General features: G+C 72.7%; 15 protein-coding genes and 1 tRNA gene. 6 read left to right on the forward strand and 10 right to left on the reverse strand.

Features of this window, described 5'->3' with window-relative positions; all coding sequences use genetic code 11:
• From ABH925_RS29005 to ABH925_RS29020, 4 genes are all read right to left on the reverse strand, one after another.
• A partial coding sequence (locus ABH925_RS29005) for an NAD(P)-binding protein (RefSeq protein WP_370152607.1) occupies window positions 1-242 on the reverse strand: 242 nt, incomplete at its 3' end.
• 1,144 nt (window positions 243-1,386) lie between these two features.
• Window positions 1,387-1,782 (reverse strand): hypothetical protein, encoded by a 396-nt coding sequence (locus tag ABH925_RS29010; RefSeq protein ID WP_370152609.1) that lies wholly within the window; start codon window positions 1,780-1,782, stop codon window positions 1,387-1,389.
• Window positions 1,779-2,033 (reverse strand): hypothetical protein, encoded by a 255-nt coding sequence (locus ABH925_RS29015; RefSeq protein ID WP_370152611.1) that lies wholly within the window; start codon window positions 2,031-2,033, stop codon window positions 1,779-1,781. The genes ABH925_RS29010 and ABH925_RS29015 overlap by 4 nt, the downstream gene beginning before the upstream one ends.
• A 108-nt stretch (window positions 2,034-2,141) precedes the next feature.
• Complete coding sequence (locus ABH925_RS29020) at window positions 2,142-2,663, reverse strand: N-acetyltransferase family protein (RefSeq protein ID WP_370152613.1); 522 nt, start codon at window positions 2,661-2,663, stop codon at window positions 2,142-2,144.
• Between the two features lie 105 nt (window positions 2,664-2,768).
• Here ABH925_RS29020 and ABH925_RS29025 point away from each other — a divergent pair, with 105 nt between their 5' ends.
• Window positions 2,769-5,102 (forward strand): Tex family protein, encoded by a 2,334-nt coding sequence (locus ABH925_RS29025; RefSeq protein ID WP_370152615.1) that lies wholly within the window; start codon window positions 2,769-2,771, stop codon window positions 5,100-5,102.
• A gap of 255 nt (window positions 5,103-5,357) precedes the next feature.
• On the opposite strand, the gene ABH925_RS29030 is transcribed toward ABH925_RS29025, so the two are convergent.
• The 3 genes from ABH925_RS29030 to ABH925_RS29040 form a co-directional block, all read right to left on the reverse strand.
• Window positions 5,358-7,007, reverse strand: a complete 1,650-nt coding sequence (locus tag ABH925_RS29030; RefSeq protein ID WP_370152617.1) for a glycoside hydrolase family 13 protein — start codon at window positions 7,005-7,007, stop codon at window positions 5,358-5,360.
• A 117-nt stretch (window positions 7,008-7,124) separates the two neighbouring features.
• Window positions 7,125-10,118, reverse strand: coding sequence for an AAA family ATPase (locus ABH925_RS29035; protein ID WP_370152619.1), 2,994 nt, complete (start codon window positions 10,116-10,118; stop codon window positions 7,125-7,127).
• Window positions 10,118-11,281 carry an exonuclease SbcCD subunit D gene (locus ABH925_RS29040; protein ID WP_370152621.1) on the reverse strand — a complete coding sequence of 388 codons (1,164 nt, stop codon included), beginning with the start codon at window positions 11,279-11,281 and terminating at the stop codon, window positions 10,118-10,120. The genes ABH925_RS29035 and ABH925_RS29040 overlap by 1 nt, the downstream gene beginning before the upstream one ends.
• Window positions 11,282-11,531: 250 nt before the next feature.
• On the opposite strand from ABH925_RS29040, the gene ABH925_RS29045 reads away from it, so the two are divergent.
• Complete coding sequence (locus ABH925_RS29045) at window positions 11,532-12,308, forward strand: dienelactone hydrolase family protein (protein ID WP_370152622.1); 777 nt, start codon at window positions 11,532-11,534, stop codon at window positions 12,306-12,308.
• 104 nt (window positions 12,309-12,412) lie between these two features.
• Window positions 12,413-13,261, forward strand: coding sequence for a maleylpyruvate isomerase N-terminal domain-containing protein (locus ABH925_RS29050; protein WP_370152624.1), 849 nt, complete (start codon window positions 12,413-12,415; stop codon window positions 13,259-13,261).
• 159 nt (window positions 13,262-13,420) lie between these two features.
• Here the strand turns inward: ABH925_RS29050 and ABH925_RS29055 are convergent, their stop codons facing one another.
• From ABH925_RS29055 to ABH925_RS29065, 3 genes are all read right to left on the reverse strand, one after another.
• Window positions 13,421-14,956 carry an MFS transporter gene (locus ABH925_RS29055; protein WP_370152626.1) on the reverse strand — a complete coding sequence of 512 codons (1,536 nt, stop codon included), beginning with the start codon at window positions 14,954-14,956 and terminating at the stop codon, window positions 13,421-13,423.
• A gap of 254 nt (window positions 14,957-15,210) precedes the next feature.
• Window positions 15,211-15,891: a hypothetical protein gene (locus ABH925_RS29060; RefSeq protein ID WP_370152628.1), complete on the reverse strand. Its 681-nt coding sequence runs from the start codon at window positions 15,889-15,891 to the stop codon at window positions 15,211-15,213.
• A gap of 178 nt (window positions 15,892-16,069) precedes the next feature.
• Window positions 16,070-16,876, reverse strand: a complete 807-nt coding sequence (locus ABH925_RS29065; protein WP_370152630.1) for a MerR family transcriptional regulator — start codon at window positions 16,874-16,876, stop codon at window positions 16,070-16,072.
• A gap of 151 nt (window positions 16,877-17,027) precedes the next feature.
• On the opposite strand from ABH925_RS29065, the gene ABH925_RS29070 reads away from it, so the two are divergent.
• The 3 genes from ABH925_RS29070 to ABH925_RS29080 all read left to right on the forward strand — a co-directional run bounded on the left by ABH925_RS29070 (window position 17,028) and on the right by ABH925_RS29080 (window position 18,547).
• The gene (locus ABH925_RS29070) at window positions 17,028-17,759 is read left to right on the forward strand and encodes a hypothetical protein (RefSeq protein WP_370152632.1); all 732 of its coding nucleotides are present in this window, start codon (window positions 17,028-17,030) and stop codon (window positions 17,757-17,759) included.
• 117 nt (window positions 17,760-17,876) lie between these two features.
• Window positions 17,877-18,015 (forward strand) — tRNA-OTHER (locus tag ABH925_RS29075).
• A gap of 241 nt (window positions 18,016-18,256) precedes the next feature.
• Entirely contained in the window at window positions 18,257-18,547 is a 291-nt protein-coding gene (locus ABH925_RS29080; RefSeq protein WP_370152634.1) for a YiaA/YiaB family inner membrane protein, read from the forward strand.
• The last annotated feature ends 139 nt before the right edge of the window (window positions 18,548-18,686 follow it).

Here is an 18,686-nt window from a genome sequence, read left to right on the forward strand (position 1 = left end):
GCGGCGAAGCGCTCGGTCCACTGCCACTCGCGCTGCAGCTCGTCCGAGAACGAGTAGGAGTAGTGCACGGACTCGAAGTCGCACCGCGCCCCCGGGTAGCGGTTCCACCACCAGGTCCCGCCCACCCCGCCGGCGGCGTCGAACCCCTGCACCCTCAGCCCCAGCCCGTCACGCAGCCTGTGCACCGCGTACAACCCGGCGAACCCGGCACCGACAACCACGACATCATGATCAGTACTCATGAACTTTCTCCCCGTTTGAAGCATCACTGATGGCGCCAGTGTGGAAGAGAAATCGATGCGCGGAAATACCCATTCGAGTACGGCGGGTGTACATCGTCAGGTCGGCGGTTCGGCGGAATTTCGTATTCAAGTACGGTGGTCGCACATCGTCAGGTCGGCCCTTCGCCTGCATATGCATGCCACCGCTTCCGCATGCCAGGTATCTGGCATTTAATTCCAGGCCGTCCTTTTTGCGGCTTGCGCCGCCTCTCCGCCGGCAACACCGCCGAGGACGCCTGCGCGGCCCTGCTCCCGGGCGTCGGAAGGAGGCGCGAGACGCGGCCCCACTCCGTGAAGCGCGCTTGGACTGCTGTTATGGCGCCACTGTTACTCCAACCTGTCGGTCGCCACCAGGGACAGCGCCAGGTCGATAGTGGCCGACGCTACCCGGCGCGGCCACTTTGAGTGGTCCTGCGGCGGGGCAAGCCGTGCGATTACCTCTCGCGCGTAGGCCTCCGCTGCGGGATCGCCGAGCCATGCAAGTGTCGTGGCCGTGCAGGCGATGGATTTTCCCGGGTCGTATTGAAAGTGATGCTCAGGCTGATCGGGAAATCCTGCGGAGGCGTTGAGCGCATGTACTCGGGTTATTGCGGCGTACGTCTCCGCCGGCTTCCCGAGTCGGGCGGAGGCGCGACCTTGCTGGGCGGTGGCCTGAATCTCTGCCGAGCTTCCCCTGGGTGCAAGTTGCCGGGCCGCCCGGCTCAGTTCCACGGCTTTGGAATGGTCGCCATCCGTGAGCACTCGCCGGGCATCCGTCTCGTAGCACCATGCCTGGATTTCCGGATGGTCAGCGTGTCGGGCCAGCACAATTGCTGACCGCAGTCGCGCTGTTGCCGCATCCTGCTGGTTCAGATCGATATGCAGAGCCGGTGAGGACGTTGCTGTGGAGGCTCTGACTGCCTGACCGCGGAGCGCCCGGCCGGACTCGTTCCCCGCCGCGGCCGTCCCGCCTGGCGCGAGCGGGGTCCTGGCCCTGGGTCAGCGGCTCGCCGAGGAGCTTGCCCGCCTTGGGGCCGGGCCACCGCGACGGGATGGTCGTGGGCCCGGGCGGTGGCGCCCGACGGCCGCGCCCGTTGGTGCTGGATTGTCGCGGAGGTGGGTCCGGTCAGGCGGGTGGGTCGATGGGGAACGCGCGTACGCCCAGGTCCTGGTAGGCATGGGGGATGGCGGTGAGCAGGGGCAGCCCGTCGGGCCAGTCGGCGCTGGGGCGGGCGAGGTGGGCGGCGTGGGCGACGGCCCAGGGGTGGCCGGCGGCGGCGAGAGCGCCGATGGTGCAGGCGGCGGTGAAGTCGAGGTCGACGAAGGCGAGGGCCGGCAGGCCACCGAAGTGCTCGGCTGATCCGGGGCGGTCCTGTTCGGCCTGGGTGAGGCAGGCGGTGGCGACCAGGACTCGGCGTTCGGGGTCGCCATGTGCTTCGTCGATGACGTGGGACAGGAAGTGGTGTCCGGTGCCGAGCGCGGCCAGGGCTGTGTGGTCCAGGGCCAGGATGCCGGTGCTCACGCGCGCGGTGCCTCGATCCGGGACCAGAGGTCCACGGCGCGGGCGCGGGCGCCGGGGTCTGCGTCGAGGTCGGCGCCCAGGGCGCGCAGGGTGGTGCGGGCGCTCTCCCTGCGGTCGTGGATTTCCTGGGGAGTGAGGGACTGGGAGGCCAGTCGGGCGACGACGCGGCCGATGGTGGTGTGCTCGGCTTCGGCCAGGGTCCGCAGCCGGTCGCGGACCTCGGAGTCGACCTGGATCGTGGTGATGGCCATGGAGGACACCCTACACGCGCCTATAGATCGTCTATAGGGAAGCGGTGGAGTTGGTGCCGGGCCGGGTCGCGCCCTGTGTCCGAGCCGCTCGATCGACTCCCGGGGCTGTTACAGCCGCTGGTACATGATGTGGAGGCCGACGTAGCCGAGGGTCGGGTGCAGGAAGCCCTCGGGGAGGGTCGCGACGATCTCGAAGCCCAGCGACTTCCACAGCGCCACCGCGCGGGTGTTGGACTCCACCACGGCGTTGAACTGCATCGCCCGGTAGCCCTCGGCCCGCGCCCAGGCCAGCACGTACTCGCCGAGCGCGCGGCCCACGCCGCGTCCGGCGTGCGCGGGGTCGACCATGAAGCTGGCCGAGGCGATGTGCGAGGCGCCGCCCATGTGGTTGGGGTTCATCTTCGCGGTGCCGAGCACCACCCCGGTCCCCGGGTCCACCGCGACCACGGTGCGGCTCGGCGCGGACAGCATCCACATCGCCCGCGCGGTCTCCTCGCCGAGGTCGCGGGGATAGGTGTAGGTCTCGCCGGCGGCGACGATCTCATGGAGGAAGGGCCACACGGCGGGCCAGTCCGCGGCGACCGCCTCACGGATCCTCGCTGGTTCTGCTGATTCCGGTGATGTCGACACGATGCCACTCTGCCGCCGCGACCCGCCGGGCGCCAGAGGTTTTCCCCCGGGAGCCGGGACGGGCAGAATGCTGACGGAGTCCCTGCGAGAAGGCGGTAACCCAGCGTGACTGTGCACAGCGTGTCGATCCAGCAGACCATCGCCGAGGAACTCGGCGTACGGGCCGGGCAGGTGCAGGCCGCCGTGGACCTGCTCGACGGCGGGGCCACCGTGCCCTTCATCGCCCGTTACCGCAAGGAGGCCACCGGCGAGCTCGACGACGCCCAGCTGCGCACCCTGGAGGAGCGGCTGCGCTACCTGCGCGAGCTGGAGGAGCGCCGGACCGCGATCCTGGAGTCGATCCGCAGCCAGGGCAAGCTGGACGAGGCGCTGGAGGCGCAGATCCGCGCCGCCGACTCCAAGGCCCGGCTGGAGGACATCTACCTCCCCTACAAGCCCAAGCGCCGCACCAAGGCCCAGATCGCCCGCGAGAACGGTCTTGAGCCGCTGGCCGACCTGCTGTTCGGCGACCCGGGCCGCGATCCGCAGACCGAGGCGGCCGGCTTCACCGGCGAGAACGTCGCCGACGCCGCAGCCGCCCTGGAGGGCGCCCGGTCCATCCTGGTCGAGCGCTTCGGCGAGGACGCCGACCTGCTCGGCGAACTGCGCGAGCGGATGTGGGGCCGGGGCCGGCTGTCCGCGACGGTCCGTGACGGCAAGGAGGAGGCCGGGGCGAAGTTCTCCGACTACTTCGACTTCGCCGAGTCCTTCGTCTCGCTGCCCTCGCACCGGGTGCTGGCGATGCTGCGCGGCGAGAAGGAGGACGTCCTCGACCTCACCCTGGAGCCCTACGCGGACCAGGCCGACGCCGAGGCCCCCGGCGGCTACGAGTCCCGGATCGCGCAGCGCTTCGAGATCGCCGACCGCGGCCGTCCGGGTGACCGCTGGCTGCTGGACACCGTCCGCTGGGCCTGGCGCACCCGGATCCTGGTGCACCTCGGCATCGACCTGCGGCTGCGGCTGCGTACCGCGGCGGAGGACGAGGCGGTGCGGGTGTTCGCGGCCAACCTGCGCGATCTGCTGCTCGCCGCACCGGCCGGTACCCGCGCCACGCTGGGCCTGGACCCGGGGTTCCGGACCGGCGTGAAGGTCGCGGTGGTGGACGCCACCGGCAAGGTCGTCGCCCACGACACCATCCACCCGCACGTCCCGGCGAACCGCTGGGACGAGTCCATCGCCACGCTCGCCAGGCTCTGCGCGGCCCACCAGGTCGAGCTGATCGCCATCGGCAACGGCACGGCCTCGCGCGAGACCGACAAGCTGGCCGGGGACCTGATCAAGCGTCACCCCGAGCTGAAGCTGACCAAGGCCGTCGTCTCCGAGGCCGGCGCGTCGGTGTACTCGGCGTCGGCGTTCGCCTCGCAGGAGCTGCCGGACCTCAACGTGTCGATCCGCGGCGCGGTCTCCATCGCCCGGCGGCTGCAGGACCCGCTGGCGGAGCTGGTGAAGATCGACCCCAGGTCGATCGGCGTCGGCCAGTACCAGCACGACCTGTCCGAGACCAAGTTGTCGCGCTCGCTGGACGCGGTGGTCGAGGACTGCGTCAACGGCGTCGGCGTGGACGTCAACACGGCCTCGGCGCCGCTGCTGACCCGGGTGTCCGGCATCGGCGCCGGCCTGGCCGAGAACATCGTGGCGCACCGCGACGCCAACGGCCCGTTCCGCAGCCGCAAGGAGATCAAGGGCGTGGCGCGGCTCGGCCCCAAGGCCTTCGAGCAGTGCGCGGGCTTCCTGCGGATCCCCGGCGGCGACGACCCGCTGGACGCCTCCAGCGTCCACCCGGAGGCCTATCCGGTGGTGCGGCGGATCCTCACCGCGACCGGCGGTGAGCTCAAGTCGCTGATCGGCAACGGCTCGGCGCTGCGGGGCCTGCGTCCCGGGGACTTCGCGGACGAGAAGTTCGGCGTGCCCACCGTCACCGACATCCTGCGCGAGCTGGAGAAGCCGGGCCGCGACCCGCGCCCCGCGTTCCGCACGGCCGCGTTCCGCGAGGGCGTCGAGAAGCTCTCCGACCTGGAGCCGGGGATGCTGCTGGAGGGCACCGTCACCAACGTCGCCGCGTTCGGTGCGTTCGTCGACATCGGCGTGCACCAGGACGGCCTGGTGCATGTGTCGGCGCTGTCGAAGACCTTCGTCAAGGACCCGCGCGAGGTGGTGAAGTCCGGCGACATCGTCCGGGTGAAGGTGCTGGACGTCGACATCCCGCGCAAGCGGATCTCGCTGACGCTCCGTCTGGAGGACGAGGCCCAGCAGCCCCGCGCCGAGCGGGACCGCCCCGAGCGGGACCGTGGCCCGCGCCGTCAGCAGCAGCCGCAGCGTGCGCCGAAGCCGCGCGCCGAGGCCCCGGCCGGCAACACCGCGATGGCCGAGGCGCTGCGCCGGGCCGGCCTGTCGAAATGAAACGCACGCCGTGACGCCGAACGCCGTGACACCGCACGCCGGGACACCGCACGCCGGGACACCGCACGCCGGGAGGCGGAACCACGCCATCGGATGATGGCACAGTGCATCCTGGCGTGCGTTCGCCGCAGACATCGGGCCTATCGCTCGTACGATGATCCAAGGAAGCCCCACCCGCTCCCCCGTGCGGAAGGGGCTTCCTTCGTGTCCGGCGTCAGTTCCGGGCGGCCGGTTCCGGGGTCAGGTTCCGGGCGGTCAGGACGGCTGCGAGCGCAGCCAGACGGCGACGTCGCCGGGCAGCCAGTTGCCGTGCAGCGGGCCGCTGGCGAGCAGCACCTCACTGTGCTCCGGCAGCGCCACCGGTGTCGGCCCGAGGTTCAGCAGGCAGCGGAAGTCGCCGTCGCGGGCGAAGTCCAGCACCGCGGGATCGGACCGCAGCCACCGCATCGTGCCGTCGCCGAGCCCCGGCTCCGCGCGGCGCAGCCGCAGCGCGGTGCGGTAGAGGGCCAGGTGCGAGCCGGGGTCCCCGGACTGCGCCGCCGCCGTGTGGTCCTTCCACTCCACCGGCTGGACGTTCAGCCAGGGGACCGAGCCCTCCGGGCCGAAGCCGAAGGGACGCTCGGTGCCGCTCCAGGGCAGCGGCACCCGGCAGCCGTCCCGGCCCCGGTCGACCCCGCCGGACCGCAGCCAGGTCGGGTCCTGGCGCAGCTCGTCCGGGATGTCCTCGACCTCCCACAGGCCCAGCTCGTCGCCCTGGTAGACGTACACCCCGCCGGGCAGCGCGAAGGTGAGCAGGGCCGCGGCGCGGGCCCGGCGGGTGCCCAGCTCCAGATCGACCGGCAGGCCGAAGCGCCGGGCCCGGTCGAAGTCGTAGCCGCTGTCGGCGCGGCCGTAGCGGGTGACATGGCGGGTGGTGTCGTGGTTGGACAGCACCCAGGTCGGCGCGGCGCCCACCGGGGCGTGGGTGGCCAGGGTGTCGTCGATGACCTTGCGCAGCGCGGCCGGGTCCCACGGGGACTTCAGCAGTGCGAAGTTGAACGCGGTGTGCAGCTCGTCGCCGCGCAGGTAGCGGCAGAAGCGGGCCGGATCGCGCTCCCACAGCTCGGCCACGAACATCCGATCGCCCGGGTAGGCGTCGGTGACGGACCGCCAGCCGCGGTAGACCTCGTGCACGCCCTCCTGGTCCCGCCACGGGTCCGGGCGGCCGTGGTGCCCGGCCGAGTCCGGCAGGCCGTCCTCCTTCACCAGGTGGTCGGTCACGTCGATGCGGAACCCGTCCACCCCCAGGTCCAGCCAGAACCGCAGCACCGACTCGAACTCGGCGCGGACCTCGGGGTGCTCCCAGTTCCAGTCCGGCTGCTCGGGCGCGAACATGTGCAGGAACCACTCGCCGGGGCGGCCGTCGGCCGGCTGTTCCACCCGGGTCCAGGCGGGGCCGCCGAAGTGCGACCGCCAGTCGTTGGGCGGCAGTTCGCCCTCGTCACCGCGGCCGGGACGGAAGTGGAACAGCGCGCGCTCGGCGGAGCCGGGCCCGGCGGCGAGGGCGGCCCGGAACCAGGGGTGCCGGTCCGAGCAGTGGTTGGGGACCAGGTCGACGATGATCCGCAGCCCGAGGCCGTGTGCCTCGGCGATCAGCCGCCCGGCCTCGTCCAGGGTGCCGAAGGCCGGGTCGATGTCGCGGTAGTCGGCGACGTCGTAGCCGCCGTCGGCGAGCGGCGAGACGTACCAGGGGGAGATCCAGAGCGCGTCCACGCCCAGCTCCACCAGGTAGGGCAGTCGGTCCCGGATCCCGGCCAGGTCACCGGTGCCGTCGCCGTTCCCGTCCGCGAAGCTGCGCGGGTAGACCTGGAAGATGGCCGCGTCGCGCCACCACGGGGTCGCGCTCTGCTGGGGAGCCTCGCTCATGCCTGCGCCTCCGGGACGATCGGTGTGGTCCTCGTCGTTGACTGCGGACGTCGTTGACTGCGGACGTCGTGGACAGTGGACTCCGTGCGCCCGTCCCGGATCAAGGGGGCCGGGCCGTCAGTGGGTTCCCGCGCCGCCTCCCAGCCGCCGCAGCGTGGAGCCGTTCCGCCCCTTGCGGACCTGGAGCTGGGACGGGATCCGGCCGCGCAGGTCGGACACGTGGCTGACGATTCCCACCGAGCGGTCCCGTTCGCGCAGCCGGTCCAGCACGTCCATCACGTCCTCCAGGGTGTCCTCGTCCAGCGAGCCGAAGCCCTCGTCGACGAACAGCGTGTCCAGCGGCATCCCGCCGGCCTCGTCGGTCACCACGTCGGCCAGGCCCAGGGCCAGCGCCAGCGAGGCGAAGAAGCTCTCCCCGCCGGAGAGCGTGGCGGTGTCGCGGTGCCGCCCGGTCCAGGCGTCCAGCACCGTCAGGCCCAGCCCGGACCGCCCGGCGCCCCGGGTGCGGGCGTCGCTGTGGGCGAGGGTGTAGCGGCCCTGGGACATCACCTCGAGCCGGGCCCCGGCCGCCGCCGCGACCTGCTCCAGCCGGGCCGCCAGGACGTAGGTCTCCAGCGACATCCGCAGTTCGTTGCTGCGGCTGGTCCCGGTCGCCAGGGAGGCCAGGCCGGCCACCCGGGCGTGCTCGGCGGCCAGCGGTTCCAGCCTGCGCACCTCGTCGGCGAGCCCGGTACTGAGCCGGTCCAGCGCGGCGCAGCGCTCCCGTACGCCCTGCGCGGTCGCATGCGCGTCACGCAGCGCCGCGTCGGCCCGGTCCAGCACGGCATGGTCGCGGGCGGGGTCGGCGAACGGCAGCCGGGCCGCGGCGGCCACCGCCTCGTCGGCCAACTCGGCCTCGGCCCGCGCCAGTTCCGCCCGGTACTGCTCCACCTGTGCGCGCAGCCCGGCCAGGCGCCCGGGCGGCAGCGCGGCCTCGGACGCCGCCGCCAGGTCGGGGAACCGCTCGCGTTCGGCCGCCGCGCGGGCCTGCTGCTCGGCGCGGCGCAGCGCCTCGGCCGCCCCGAGCGCCGCCCGTACCGCGTCCGAGGCCTCGGCCAGCCGGTCCGCGAGCGGCCCGACCTGCGCGAGCCGCGCCGGCACCGAGTCCGCCCCGGCCCGCCCGCGCCGCAGCCCGGCGGCCAGCTCGTCCTGCTGTTCCTCCAGCGCCTCCAGCCGTGCGGTGAGGGCCGAGACCAGCTGCGCCGCCGCCCCGGCGGCCTTGGTCCGGGCGGCGTGCTCACGCTCCAGCCGGTCCGACTCCTCCTGCGCCCGGACGCCTGCGGCCGCCTCCCGGGAGGCCGCGGCCTGCTCGACCGCCAGTTTCTCGGCGGCCGCCCGCAGCGTCGAGGCCGGTTCGCCGCCCGCCTCGACGGCGAGCCCGGCGGCCTGGCCGCGCAGCTCCTGCAGCTCCTCCGCCAGCTGCTCCGCGGTACGGGTGGCCTCGCGGTAGCGCCGCTCGGCCTGCTGCTCCTGCTCCGGGGTCACCCGGTCCGGCCCGGCGGCGGCCGGCGCCGGATGTTCCGCCGACCCGCACACCGGGCAGGCCGCACCCGCCGCGAGCTCGGCCGCCAGCTCGGCGGCCATGCCCAGGAGCCGCCGCTCGCGCAGCTCCAGCCAGGCCTCATGGGCGTCGTTGGCGGCCGAACGCAGCGATGCGCCACGTGGTTCGAGCTCCGCCAGACGCTCCGTCAGCAGGTCCCGCCGATCTGCGGCCCCGGCCCGGCGGAGGGCCTCGTCGAGCCGGGCTGTGAGCTGCCCGTCCCGGGCCGCCGCGGTCTTCGCGGCGTCCAGCGCCGAGGCCACCCGCTGCCGTGCGGCCGGCCACCCCCCCAGCCAGGCGGCGGCGTCGGCCCGGAGCGCCTCGGCGTCCTCGCGTTCCCGCTCCAGGCGACCGAGGAGCAGCTCGTTGCCGTGGTACTGCTCCTCGGCCGCCAGCAGCGCGCGCAGACCGCCGAGCTCCTCCCGGGCCCGCCGCTCCGCCTCGGCCAGCGCGTCGGCGTCCGCCGCGCCGAGTTCGCGGGGGAGCCGGGCCCGGCACTGCTGCTCGGCGTGCGCGGTGCGCCGCGCGGTGTCGGCGGCCTCCGCGTGCAGCCGCAGCAGCGGGACCACCGCGTCGGCGCGCTGCGCCCGGTCCAGCCGCTCGGACGCCTGCCGCTGGACGTCCGCGTTCGCGCGGAGCTCCGCGAGCAGCCGCTCGGCACGTCGGTGCCGCTGCTGACGCTCCGCCAGGACCTCCACCTGCCGCGCCCGCCGCGCCGCCGCGTCGCGCCGTTCGGCAGCCAGCGCCCGGCCCGACTCGGCCACGTCCAGCCGCGCGCGGAGCTGCTCCCGCAGCAGCGCGGCCCAGGTCAGCGCCTCCTCGTCAGCGGCTCCGGCGGTCTCGGACGCGACCGCGCGGGCGGCGGGGCCCGCGGCCTCACGCATGCGCTCCAGGCGGGCGGAGATCTGGCCCTGCACTGCCTGGCAGGCCTTCTCCGCCTGCTGCCGACGCTCCGTCAGCCAGGCCTCCACCTGCCCGAACCGCGCGGTGTCGAACAGCCGGCCGAGCAGCTCGGCCCGGTCCAGCGCGCCCGCGTGCAGGAACCGGGCGAACTCGCCCTGCGGCAGCAGCACCACCTGGCAGAACTGCTCCCGGCTCATCCCCAGCAACAGCTGCAGCTCGGCCCCGATCTCCTGGTGCGACCTGCTGCTCGCGGTCCAGCCGTCCGCCGCGGTCCACTCCCGCAGCAGCGTCTGCGGGCGGTCCACGGTTGTTCCGCTGCCGCGCTTCTTCACCCGCTCCTGCTCGGGGCTGCGGGTGATCTCCAGCCGCCGCCCGCCCAGGGTGAGCTCCAGCACCACCTCCGTGCGGTCCGCCGCGGCGGCGTGGTCGCTGCGCAGCCTGGACCGCGGGCGGCTGCCCGGCACCTCCCCGTACAGGGCGAAGCAGACCGCGTCGAGCACGCTGGTCTTGCCCGCCCCGGTGGCGCCGTGCAGCAGGAACAGGCCGTCGGCGGACAACGCGTCGAAGTCCACGGTCTCGGTGCCGGCGAAGGGGCCGAACGCGGTGATCCGCAGCGAGTGCAGCCGCATCAGCGCTCACCCTCCCGGACGCCGGCGGCGACCCGGACCGCGTCCGTCGCCGCCCGGAGCAGCACCAGCTCCGCCGGGTCGGGGTCGCTGCCGCGCACATGCCGGACGAAGCCCAGCGCGACGTCCACGTCGCTGCGCCCGCGCATCCGCGCCCCGTAACTCCGCAGGCCGTCGTCCGGCCGCCGGTCGGGCTCGAAGGCCAGCTGCAGGGTGTGCGGGAAGCGGGCGCGCAACTGCTCCATGGCGCGCTCCGGGCGCACCGCGTCGGTGAGCGTGACCTGGACCCAGGACTGCTCATGGCGGTCCAGCCCGGGATCGGCGAGCAGTTCCGCCAGTCGCCCCCGCAGCCGCGCCAGTGGACGCGGCTGCGGGCAGTCGATCCGCCGCGCCTCCACCTCGCCGGCCGGACCCAGATCGACCAGCCACATGCTCTTGCGGTGGTCCGCCTCGGAGAAGGAGTAGGCGAGCGGCGAACCGCTGTAACGCAGCCGTTCGCCGATCGTCTGGCAGCCGTGCAGATGGCCCAGCGCGGTGTAGTCGACCCCGTCGAAGACGGACGCCGGGACGCTGGGCACGCCGCCCACCGCGATGTCCCGCTCGCTGTCGCTGACCTCGCCGCCCACCACGAAGGCGTGCGCGAGCACCACCGAGCGGGTGCCCGCCGGTCGCCCGGCCAGGTCCGCGCGGACCCGGTCCATCGCGGCACCCAGCACCGCCGCATGGCTCACAGCGGGCGCCTCCAGTTCCGCCCCGACCAGGGCCGGTTCCAGATAGGGCACCCCGTAGACCGCGACCGGACCGTGCTCGTCCGCCAGCAGCACCGGGTCGCCGCAGCGCGCCACGTCCGTCCGCAGATGCACCCCGGCCTGTTCGATCAGCCGGGCGGCGATCCCCAGCCGCCGTGCCGAGTCGTGGTTCCCGGAGATCAGCACCACCGGCACGCCGAGGGCGGCCAGCCGCTGCAGCACCCCGTCGAACAGCTCCACCGCGCCCAGGCTGGGAATGGCGCGGTCGTGCACGTCGCCGGCCACCAGCACGGCATCGACCCGTTCGTCCCGCGCGGTGGCGACGAGATGGTCGAGGAAGGCGTGCTGGGCCCCGAGCAGACCCTCCCGGTGGAGGTTCCGCCCCAGATGCCAGTCGGAGGTGTGCAGAAACCTCACCGCACCGACCTCACCTGCGTGTATGCCATTCCAGCGACCTCCGGTTCAGCGCCGAACCGGCACCGGTCGAGTGACCGGCGCCGCGTCAGCACCGAGTATCACAGCAGCCACTGACAGTACCGCCCGGCCCAGCGCCCCCGAGCCTGCTGCACCGGTCGTACGTGCCGGCCGCAGCGGACAACCGGGTGCTCCTGGTACCAGGATCAACAACCTGTGGATACCCCGGCGCGGAGCGGGCTACGGTCGCCCCATGACCACTGCATCCCTGCCCCAGCACCCGATGCCCCAGCACCCGATCGTGGCCGACCGTGTCGACATCCCGGTCGGCGACGGCGCACCGATGGGCGCGTACCTCGCCCGGCCCGCGGCGGCCGGGTCCTGTCCGGGTGTGGTGGTGGCCCCGGAGCTCTACGGGGTCAATGCCGACGTCCGCGCCGTCTGCGACCGGCTGGCCGGCTTCGGCCTGGTGGCGCTCGCCCCGGACTTCCACCACCGCACCGCCCCCGGCGCCGAACTGCCCCGCGACGATGCGGGCCGCACCCGCGGCTTCGAACTGCTGCACCAGATGACCCGGGCCCAGGTGCTGACCGATGTGGCCGCCGCCGTCGACCGGCTGCACGAGCTCGGCGCCGAGCAGGTGGGCATGGTCGGGCTGAGCATGGGCGGTCACATCGCCTACCTCGCCGCCACCGAGTTCCCGCTCTACGCGGTCGCGGTCTTCTACGCGGGCTGGCTGCCCACCACCGACATCCCCTTGAGCAGGCCCGAGCCGACCCTGTCGCTGACCCCGAAGATCACCGGCCGACTGCTCTACCTGGTCGGCGGGGACGACCACGTCATCTCGCCGGACCAGCGGCGCGAGATCGGCGCCGCGCTGGAGGAGGCGGGCGTCCGTCACGAGGTGGTGGTCTACCCCGGCATCGGCCACAGCTTCCTGTCCAGCGACCCGGCCGCGGCCGACGACGCCTGGCGCCGGGTCCACGCCCTGTTCGTCGGCGAGACGCAGCCCGGGGGCAGCGCCACCTGACCCGCAGCCACCTGCCAGTGGTTACCGATGGGTAGACAGGCTCTCGACCCGGCTTCTAGGCTCTGCCGACGCTGATGGACCAGGCCTTCCCCGGGAGTTGCGGTATGGATCAGAACGACCGTGCGGCCGCCCGGCAGGCCGTTGCCGAGAACGGGGAGCGGCTGCTGCGGCTGCTGCGCCGGAGCGATCCCGGGGCGGCGGTGGACGCGGAGTGGCGGGTGGTCGACGTCGCCTCGCACCTCGCCTTCGTGTTCCGCGGCTTCGGCGAGGCGGCGGGCGGCACCAGCGCGCAGTACGCCCGCTACGTGCCGGAGGAGCAGGACTTCCACAAGCGGCTGGCGACCGTGAACGCGATGCTGGTCAAGGAACTCGCGGACACCACCGCCGACCAGCAGATGACGGTCGCGGTCGGCATGGTCGAGGAGGGCATCGCCGGATTCCTGGACGCCACCGCCGAGCTGGACCCGGACGCCGAACTGGACACCCCCTGGTACGGGCCCGGGGTGACCCGTACCCCGGACACGCTCACCGCGCTGGCCCTGGGTGAGCTGCTGGTGCACGGCCTGGACGTGGCCAGGGCGGCGGGCGTGCCCTGGCCCATCGCCCGGGCCGAGGCCGCGCTGGTGGGCGGGGAGGTGTTCGCCCGGATGCTGCCGCTGATGCTCACCGACGTCGGCCGGGCCACCACCGTCGCCTACCGGGTCCGCTGGCGCGGCGCGCCGCCGCAGAAGCCGGACCTGGTGATCCGGCTGGAGGCGGGCACGGTGCGCACCGGCCCGGTACGGCCGGGGGAGCGCGTCGACTGCCGGGTCTCGGCGGACCCGGTGGCGTTCCTGCTGGTCGGCTACGGCCGGATGCCGACCTGGCGCGCCATCGGCACCGGCCGGATCGCCTCCTGGGGGCGCCGGCCCTGGACCGCCCTCAAGCTCCCGGAGCTGTTCTGCCGCCCGTAGCCTGACGCGCTGTCCGTCGGCGGTGGCAGTCCGTCCACCCGACGCGTGGCACTCCGGGGGCCGACGCGGCGAGGGGCGCGAGCAACCGCCGCTGCGGTTCCTCGCGCCCCTCGCCTCCGCTGCCGTCAGGGCAGGGCTTCCCCTGCGGCCGGCGGACGGTCAGCTCTTGGCGTCCGCCTCGATCGGGGCGTCGGCCAGTGCCTCGGCGTGCGCCTCGTGCTTGACCTCGGTCAGCGCCGAGGAGGCGACGGTGGCGATCATCGGACGGTGGTGCCGGGTGAGCCCGAACAGGGCGACGCCGATGGTCAGCAGCAGTGCGCCGGCCGCGATGGCGAAGCTCGTCGTGAACTGGCTCTCGGCGGGCAGCGGCGGGATGCCGGCCGGCAGGCCGTGGATCAGCTTGGAGGCCAGCAGCGAGGTGACCACGGCGGAGGCGATGGAGCTGCCGACCGAACGGGAGATCGAGTTGATCCCGTTGGCGATACCGGTCTGCTCGACCGGGACGCTCGCGGCGATCAGGGCCGGCATCGAGGCGTAGCCGAAGGCGATGGCGATACCGGCCAGCATCCCGGCGATGATCACGTTCGGGGTGCTGCCGTGGCCCCAGGCCAGCCAGGAGAACCCGGCCACGCCGACCAGCGCGCCGATGGCCAGGGTGTAGCGGGCGCCGATCCGGCGCACCAGGATGCCGCCGATCGGTGCGGCCACCAGCGAGATCAGCGCGCTGGGCAGCAGGTACTCGACCGAGGCGCGCAGCACCGAGGCGGTGAAGCCGTAGCCGGTCAGCCGCTGCGGCATCTGCACCAGGTAGGAGATGCCGATGAACTGGGCGAAGGACGCGAAGCCGACGAAGAGCCCGGCGATGTTGGTGAAGGCGACCTGGCGGTGGACGAACATCCGCATGTCGACCAGCGGGCTGGCGACCTTGAGCTCGACCAGTACCCACACCGCGGCCATCACCACGGCGCCGACGAAGCAGCCGATGATCCGGTCGGAGCCCCAGCCCCAGGTGTGGCCCTGCGAGATGCCGAGCAGCAGCAGGACCAGGAAGACGGCGAGCGTGGTGGCGCCGAGGAAGTCGATGCGTCCGCCGGTGCGCTTGCCGCCGTCCGGGACCAGGAAGGCGACGGCGAGCAGGGCCAGCACGGAGACGCCGGTGGAGAACCAGAACACCGAGTGGTAGTTCGGGTGGGTGCCCTGCGTGAGCAGGCCGGTGACCACCAGCGAGAGCCCGCTGCCGAACGCCAGGGTGCTGCTGACCAGGGCCATCGCCCCGTGCAGCTTCTCCTGCGGGATCTCGTCGCGGATCACCGAGAGCGCCAGCGGGAAGATCGCGGTGGCCGAGCCCTGCAGCACCCGAGCCACGATCAGCAGTCCGAGCGAGGTGGTGCTCGCGGCCAGGACGGAGCCGACGACCATGACCGCGAGGACGGCCAGCAGGGTGCGCTTCTTGCCGTACTGGTCGCCGACGCGGCCCAGCAGCGGGGTGAACACGGCGGCGGACAGCAGGGTCGCGGTGGTGACCCAGCTGACCCCGGCGGCGCTGGCGTGCAGGTCGCCGCCCAGCAGCGCGAGGATCGGGATGACCTGCGTCTGGGCCATGGCGACGACCATGGCGGCCAGGCCCAGAGCGAGGATCAGGGGGGTACTGCCGCGCCGCGCGGTGGCGGCGGGGGAAGTCAGCGCAGAGCTCATGGTGGTCAGCAGGTCCTTCGATGGTTCATGCGTTTGATGCTTTATAACCTCAAGTAATGTGAACCGTAGAGGAGAAGCTTTAGGTAGTCAAGTTAAAAGGTTGAGTCTCCGAAGTATTCACTGCGAGAACTGTCTGCCCTGGGCTGCCCGGGCCCCGGACAGACGCGAAAGGCCGCACCGCCGGGGGCGCGGGGCGTCGAGCCCCGCTCACTCCCGGTGGTGCGGCCTGTCTCTACTACTGAGCCGCTGGACGGCTACTGCGCGGTGGGCGGCTGGGCCGGCGGCTGCGGGTATCCGTACCCGTAGCTCTGGCCGTCCTGCGGCTGCGGAGGCTGGGGCGGCTGCTGGGGCATGGGCTGCTGCATCGGCTGCTGGGGCTGGCCCTGCGGCGGCGCGAACTGCGTCGGTGTGTACGGCGGCTGCATCGGGGCGCCGGGCTGCTGGGGGAGCGGGGCCGGCGGCACGGGCTGGCCGCCGTACGGGCCGGGGCCGCCGTACGGGCCGGACATCCGGGCGGCGGTGTCGGAGCCGCGCAGGCCCAACCCGCCGACGACCAGCGCCGCGAGGCTGACCAGCAGCTCCAGCACGGCCACCAGGTTGAACGGGATGTTCGAGCCCTGGGTGAAGACGCCGTGCTGGTCGCCCGCGGTGAGCTGCACCAGGATCGAGGTGAAGGCGGTGTAGCCGAACACCGCCATCAGCGGCATCCCGGCGATCCGGGCCCAGCCCCGCCCCATGAAGGCGGCGACGGCGCAGCCGATCAGCAGCAGCGTGAGCGGCACGTCGGTGGTGTAGTAGCCGTAGGAGACCCCCGCCCAGTGGTCACTGAAGCCGAGCACGCTCGGGAGCAGGCCGACGCCGACCTTCACCAGGCTGAGGACCAGCAGTACCAGTTCGAGTACCGCATAGGCCGCGATCAGTGCGCCGAAGGCCATCAGTGATCCGCGTCCCGGTGCCCGTGGTGGGCGCGGTGCGGGCGGGGCGTAGGCGGGGGCGGCATACTGCGGGGGCGCCTGGAACGGGCCCGCGGGGGGCTGTGGCTGACCGGGATTGGGGCCGAATGCCATGCTGGTCCTCCGACATCGTGGGGCGTCCGACCCAGCAGACTACCGATCAGGCCTCGCCGTCCGGTGCGGTACCCCGCGATCGCAGGTGCGTCAGCACGTCCCCGAGCTCACTGTGTACTCTCCGGTCCATCGCCAGCGCGAACTCCACGTCCACGACCGTCCGCGCCACCGGGCGCAGCCGGGCCAGGGTGTCCGCCAGCCGCGCGGTCTCACCCGTCGTCAGCCGCTCCTCCAGGCGGCCCAGCAGATGCTTCTCGACCAGTTCGACGAAGAGCCCGGCCAGCGCGTCGGCGCTGGCCCGGACGCCGTGCGCGGCCTCCAGCACCGCGCCGAGCGGGACACCCTCGGCGACCAGGGCGGCGGAGGCGTCCAGCAGCCGGCGGCTGACATGGCTGACCGTGGCGCCGTCGGTGCTGAGCCGGACGTAGCCGAGCGAGCGGGCCTCGGTGATCGCCCGGGCGTCGGCCTGGCCGGAGTACGCCGCGTCCAGTTCCTCCAGGGTGAGCGGCACCGGGCTCTCGGTGGACCAGGGTGCGGCGATCGCGCCCTCCAGGCCCAGGAGTTCGGCCACGTCGCGGCCCTCCTCCCAGGCGGCGAGCAACTCGGCGATGCCACCCAGGGTGTGGCCGCGCTCCAGCAGGTCGGCGATGATCCGCAGCCGGGCCAGGTGGTCCTCGGTGTACCAGGCGATCCGCCCCTCGCGGCGCGGCGGGGGCAGCAGTCGGCGCTCCCGGTAGAAGCGCAGCGTGCGGACCGGGATGCCGGCCTCCCGGGCGAGGTCCTCGGTGCGGAACTCGCGCTTCGGCTCGGCGGGGTGGCGCGGCGCGGCGGCCGGGTCAGGGGTGTCGCTCACCCGTCCGAGCCTAGACCAGCCCGAGCGCGGAGCCGCTCGTCGGCACACGGCCCGGATCCGGTGCCGCCCCGCCTCCGTGAGGCCGCCGAAAACCCTGATCACCGCAGGGGGGTGCGGTGTTATCGTCCTTTCAGCTTGAGAGGAGAAGAGCGTGGCCAAGCTCAACCAGATCATCGCGGTGGAGAAGGGCGTCAAGGCAAAGTCCTTCGCCGACATCACCGCCGCCCACCACGACGTCCAGAAGACCGCGCTCCTGTCCGGACTCGCCCGGACCTACCAGCCCAAGGACGAGGAGGGCGAGCAGCTTCCGCCCGAGTCGACCCGGGTGCAGGTCAAGGCCGAGGAGGCGATCGCGGCCACAGCGGCGACCCTGACCCGCCTGTTCGACGTCACGGCCACCAAGGACTGGGCGAACTGTGTCGCCAAGGCCGATGTCACCGTCGACGGCCACATCCTGGTGAAGGGCGCGCCGGTCAGCTACCTCCTGTTCCTGGAGAAGCAGTTGGTCGACCTCCACACGTTCGTCAAGAAGCTCCCGGTGCTCGACCCCTCCGAGTCGTGGACGAAGGACGAGTCGTCGGACACGTGGCGTACCGAGCCGGTGAAGACGCACCGCACCAAGAAGGTGTACCGGAACCACGTCAAGGCCGAGGCCACCAAGGAGCATCCGGCGCAGGTCGAGATGTACACCGAGGATGTGACCGTCGGCTACTGGACGCTGGTCAAGTTCTCCGGTGCGCTGCCGGCCCGGCGGGTCAACGACCTGCTGGAGCGTGTGGAGAAGCTCCAGCACGCGGTCAAGTTCGCCCGTGAGGAGGCGAACGGCGCCGAGGTCAGCGACCAGCAGGTCGGTGGCGCGGTGTTCGGCTACCTGTTCGGGTAGCCCCCCATGACCCCCCGTCGGAGCGACGGGGTGGGCCAACAGGCCCAAAGCTGAAGCTGACGCTGAGACTGACGGCGCGGCCAAGTGGAGGTTCGAGTCCTCCCCCGGGCACAACAGGCCCGGGTAGCCCAAACGGTAGAGGCAGCCGCTTCATATTCAGACTCTCGCTCCAACTTCAGTATCGCCGCCCATCGCCGGATCGACTGACTGAGGGCACTGTCGCAGGCTGCTGGTTCGAATCCAGTCCCGGGCTCCACGTGCCCGGGTGCGCTCAATGGCAGAGCGATGCGCACTCAAATTGACTCTCGGTCTTCAACGTGTCGGCGTGCACAGCAGGTGGCATTCCCAGAGGCCCCGGAAGATGGATATCGCTCCGGGGTCTCGCCATGTCCGGACTCGGCTCCTCCGCCGGAGCCGGCGGACTTCCGGCTTCCTGGGTACGGGAGTTGAGTATCCGTACTCATGTCCGCGGGTCCGCTGCGGCGCATTCTTCGGGTATGACCGCTCCAGTGAGACACCACACCACCGCCGCCTACTACATGCAGGCGATCCTCTCGTTCACACTGTCGCTCGGGGCCATGGGCCTCGGCATCGCCTATCTGTCGACCTCCGCCTGGGTCCGCGCGTTCCTGGCAGTCGGCCTGCTCTACGTGGTCACCTCGGCGTTCACCCTCGCCAAGGTGATCCGGGACCGGCAGGACGAGGAGCAGGTCGTCTCCCGGGTCGACCAGGCCCGGCTGGACAAGCTGCTCGCCGAGCACGACCCGTTCCGCGTCGACGCCTCCTGAGCTGCTGATCATCGCTCCGGAGCACCGCTCCCAGGGCACGAAACAGAGCCAGTGGAGCACACTCGTCCCTCCTGCGCAGCCGTTTTCGCGATGTCCGCGGAATCGAGTGAACGCGCTGGATAGCGTCCCCAGCGCCCGG

The sequence above is a fragment of the Streptacidiphilus sp. EB129 genome (assembly GCF_041262645.1).
In the GTDB taxonomy this organism is placed as follows: Bacteria; Actinomycetota; Actinomycetes; order Streptomycetales; family Streptomycetaceae; genus Streptacidiphilus.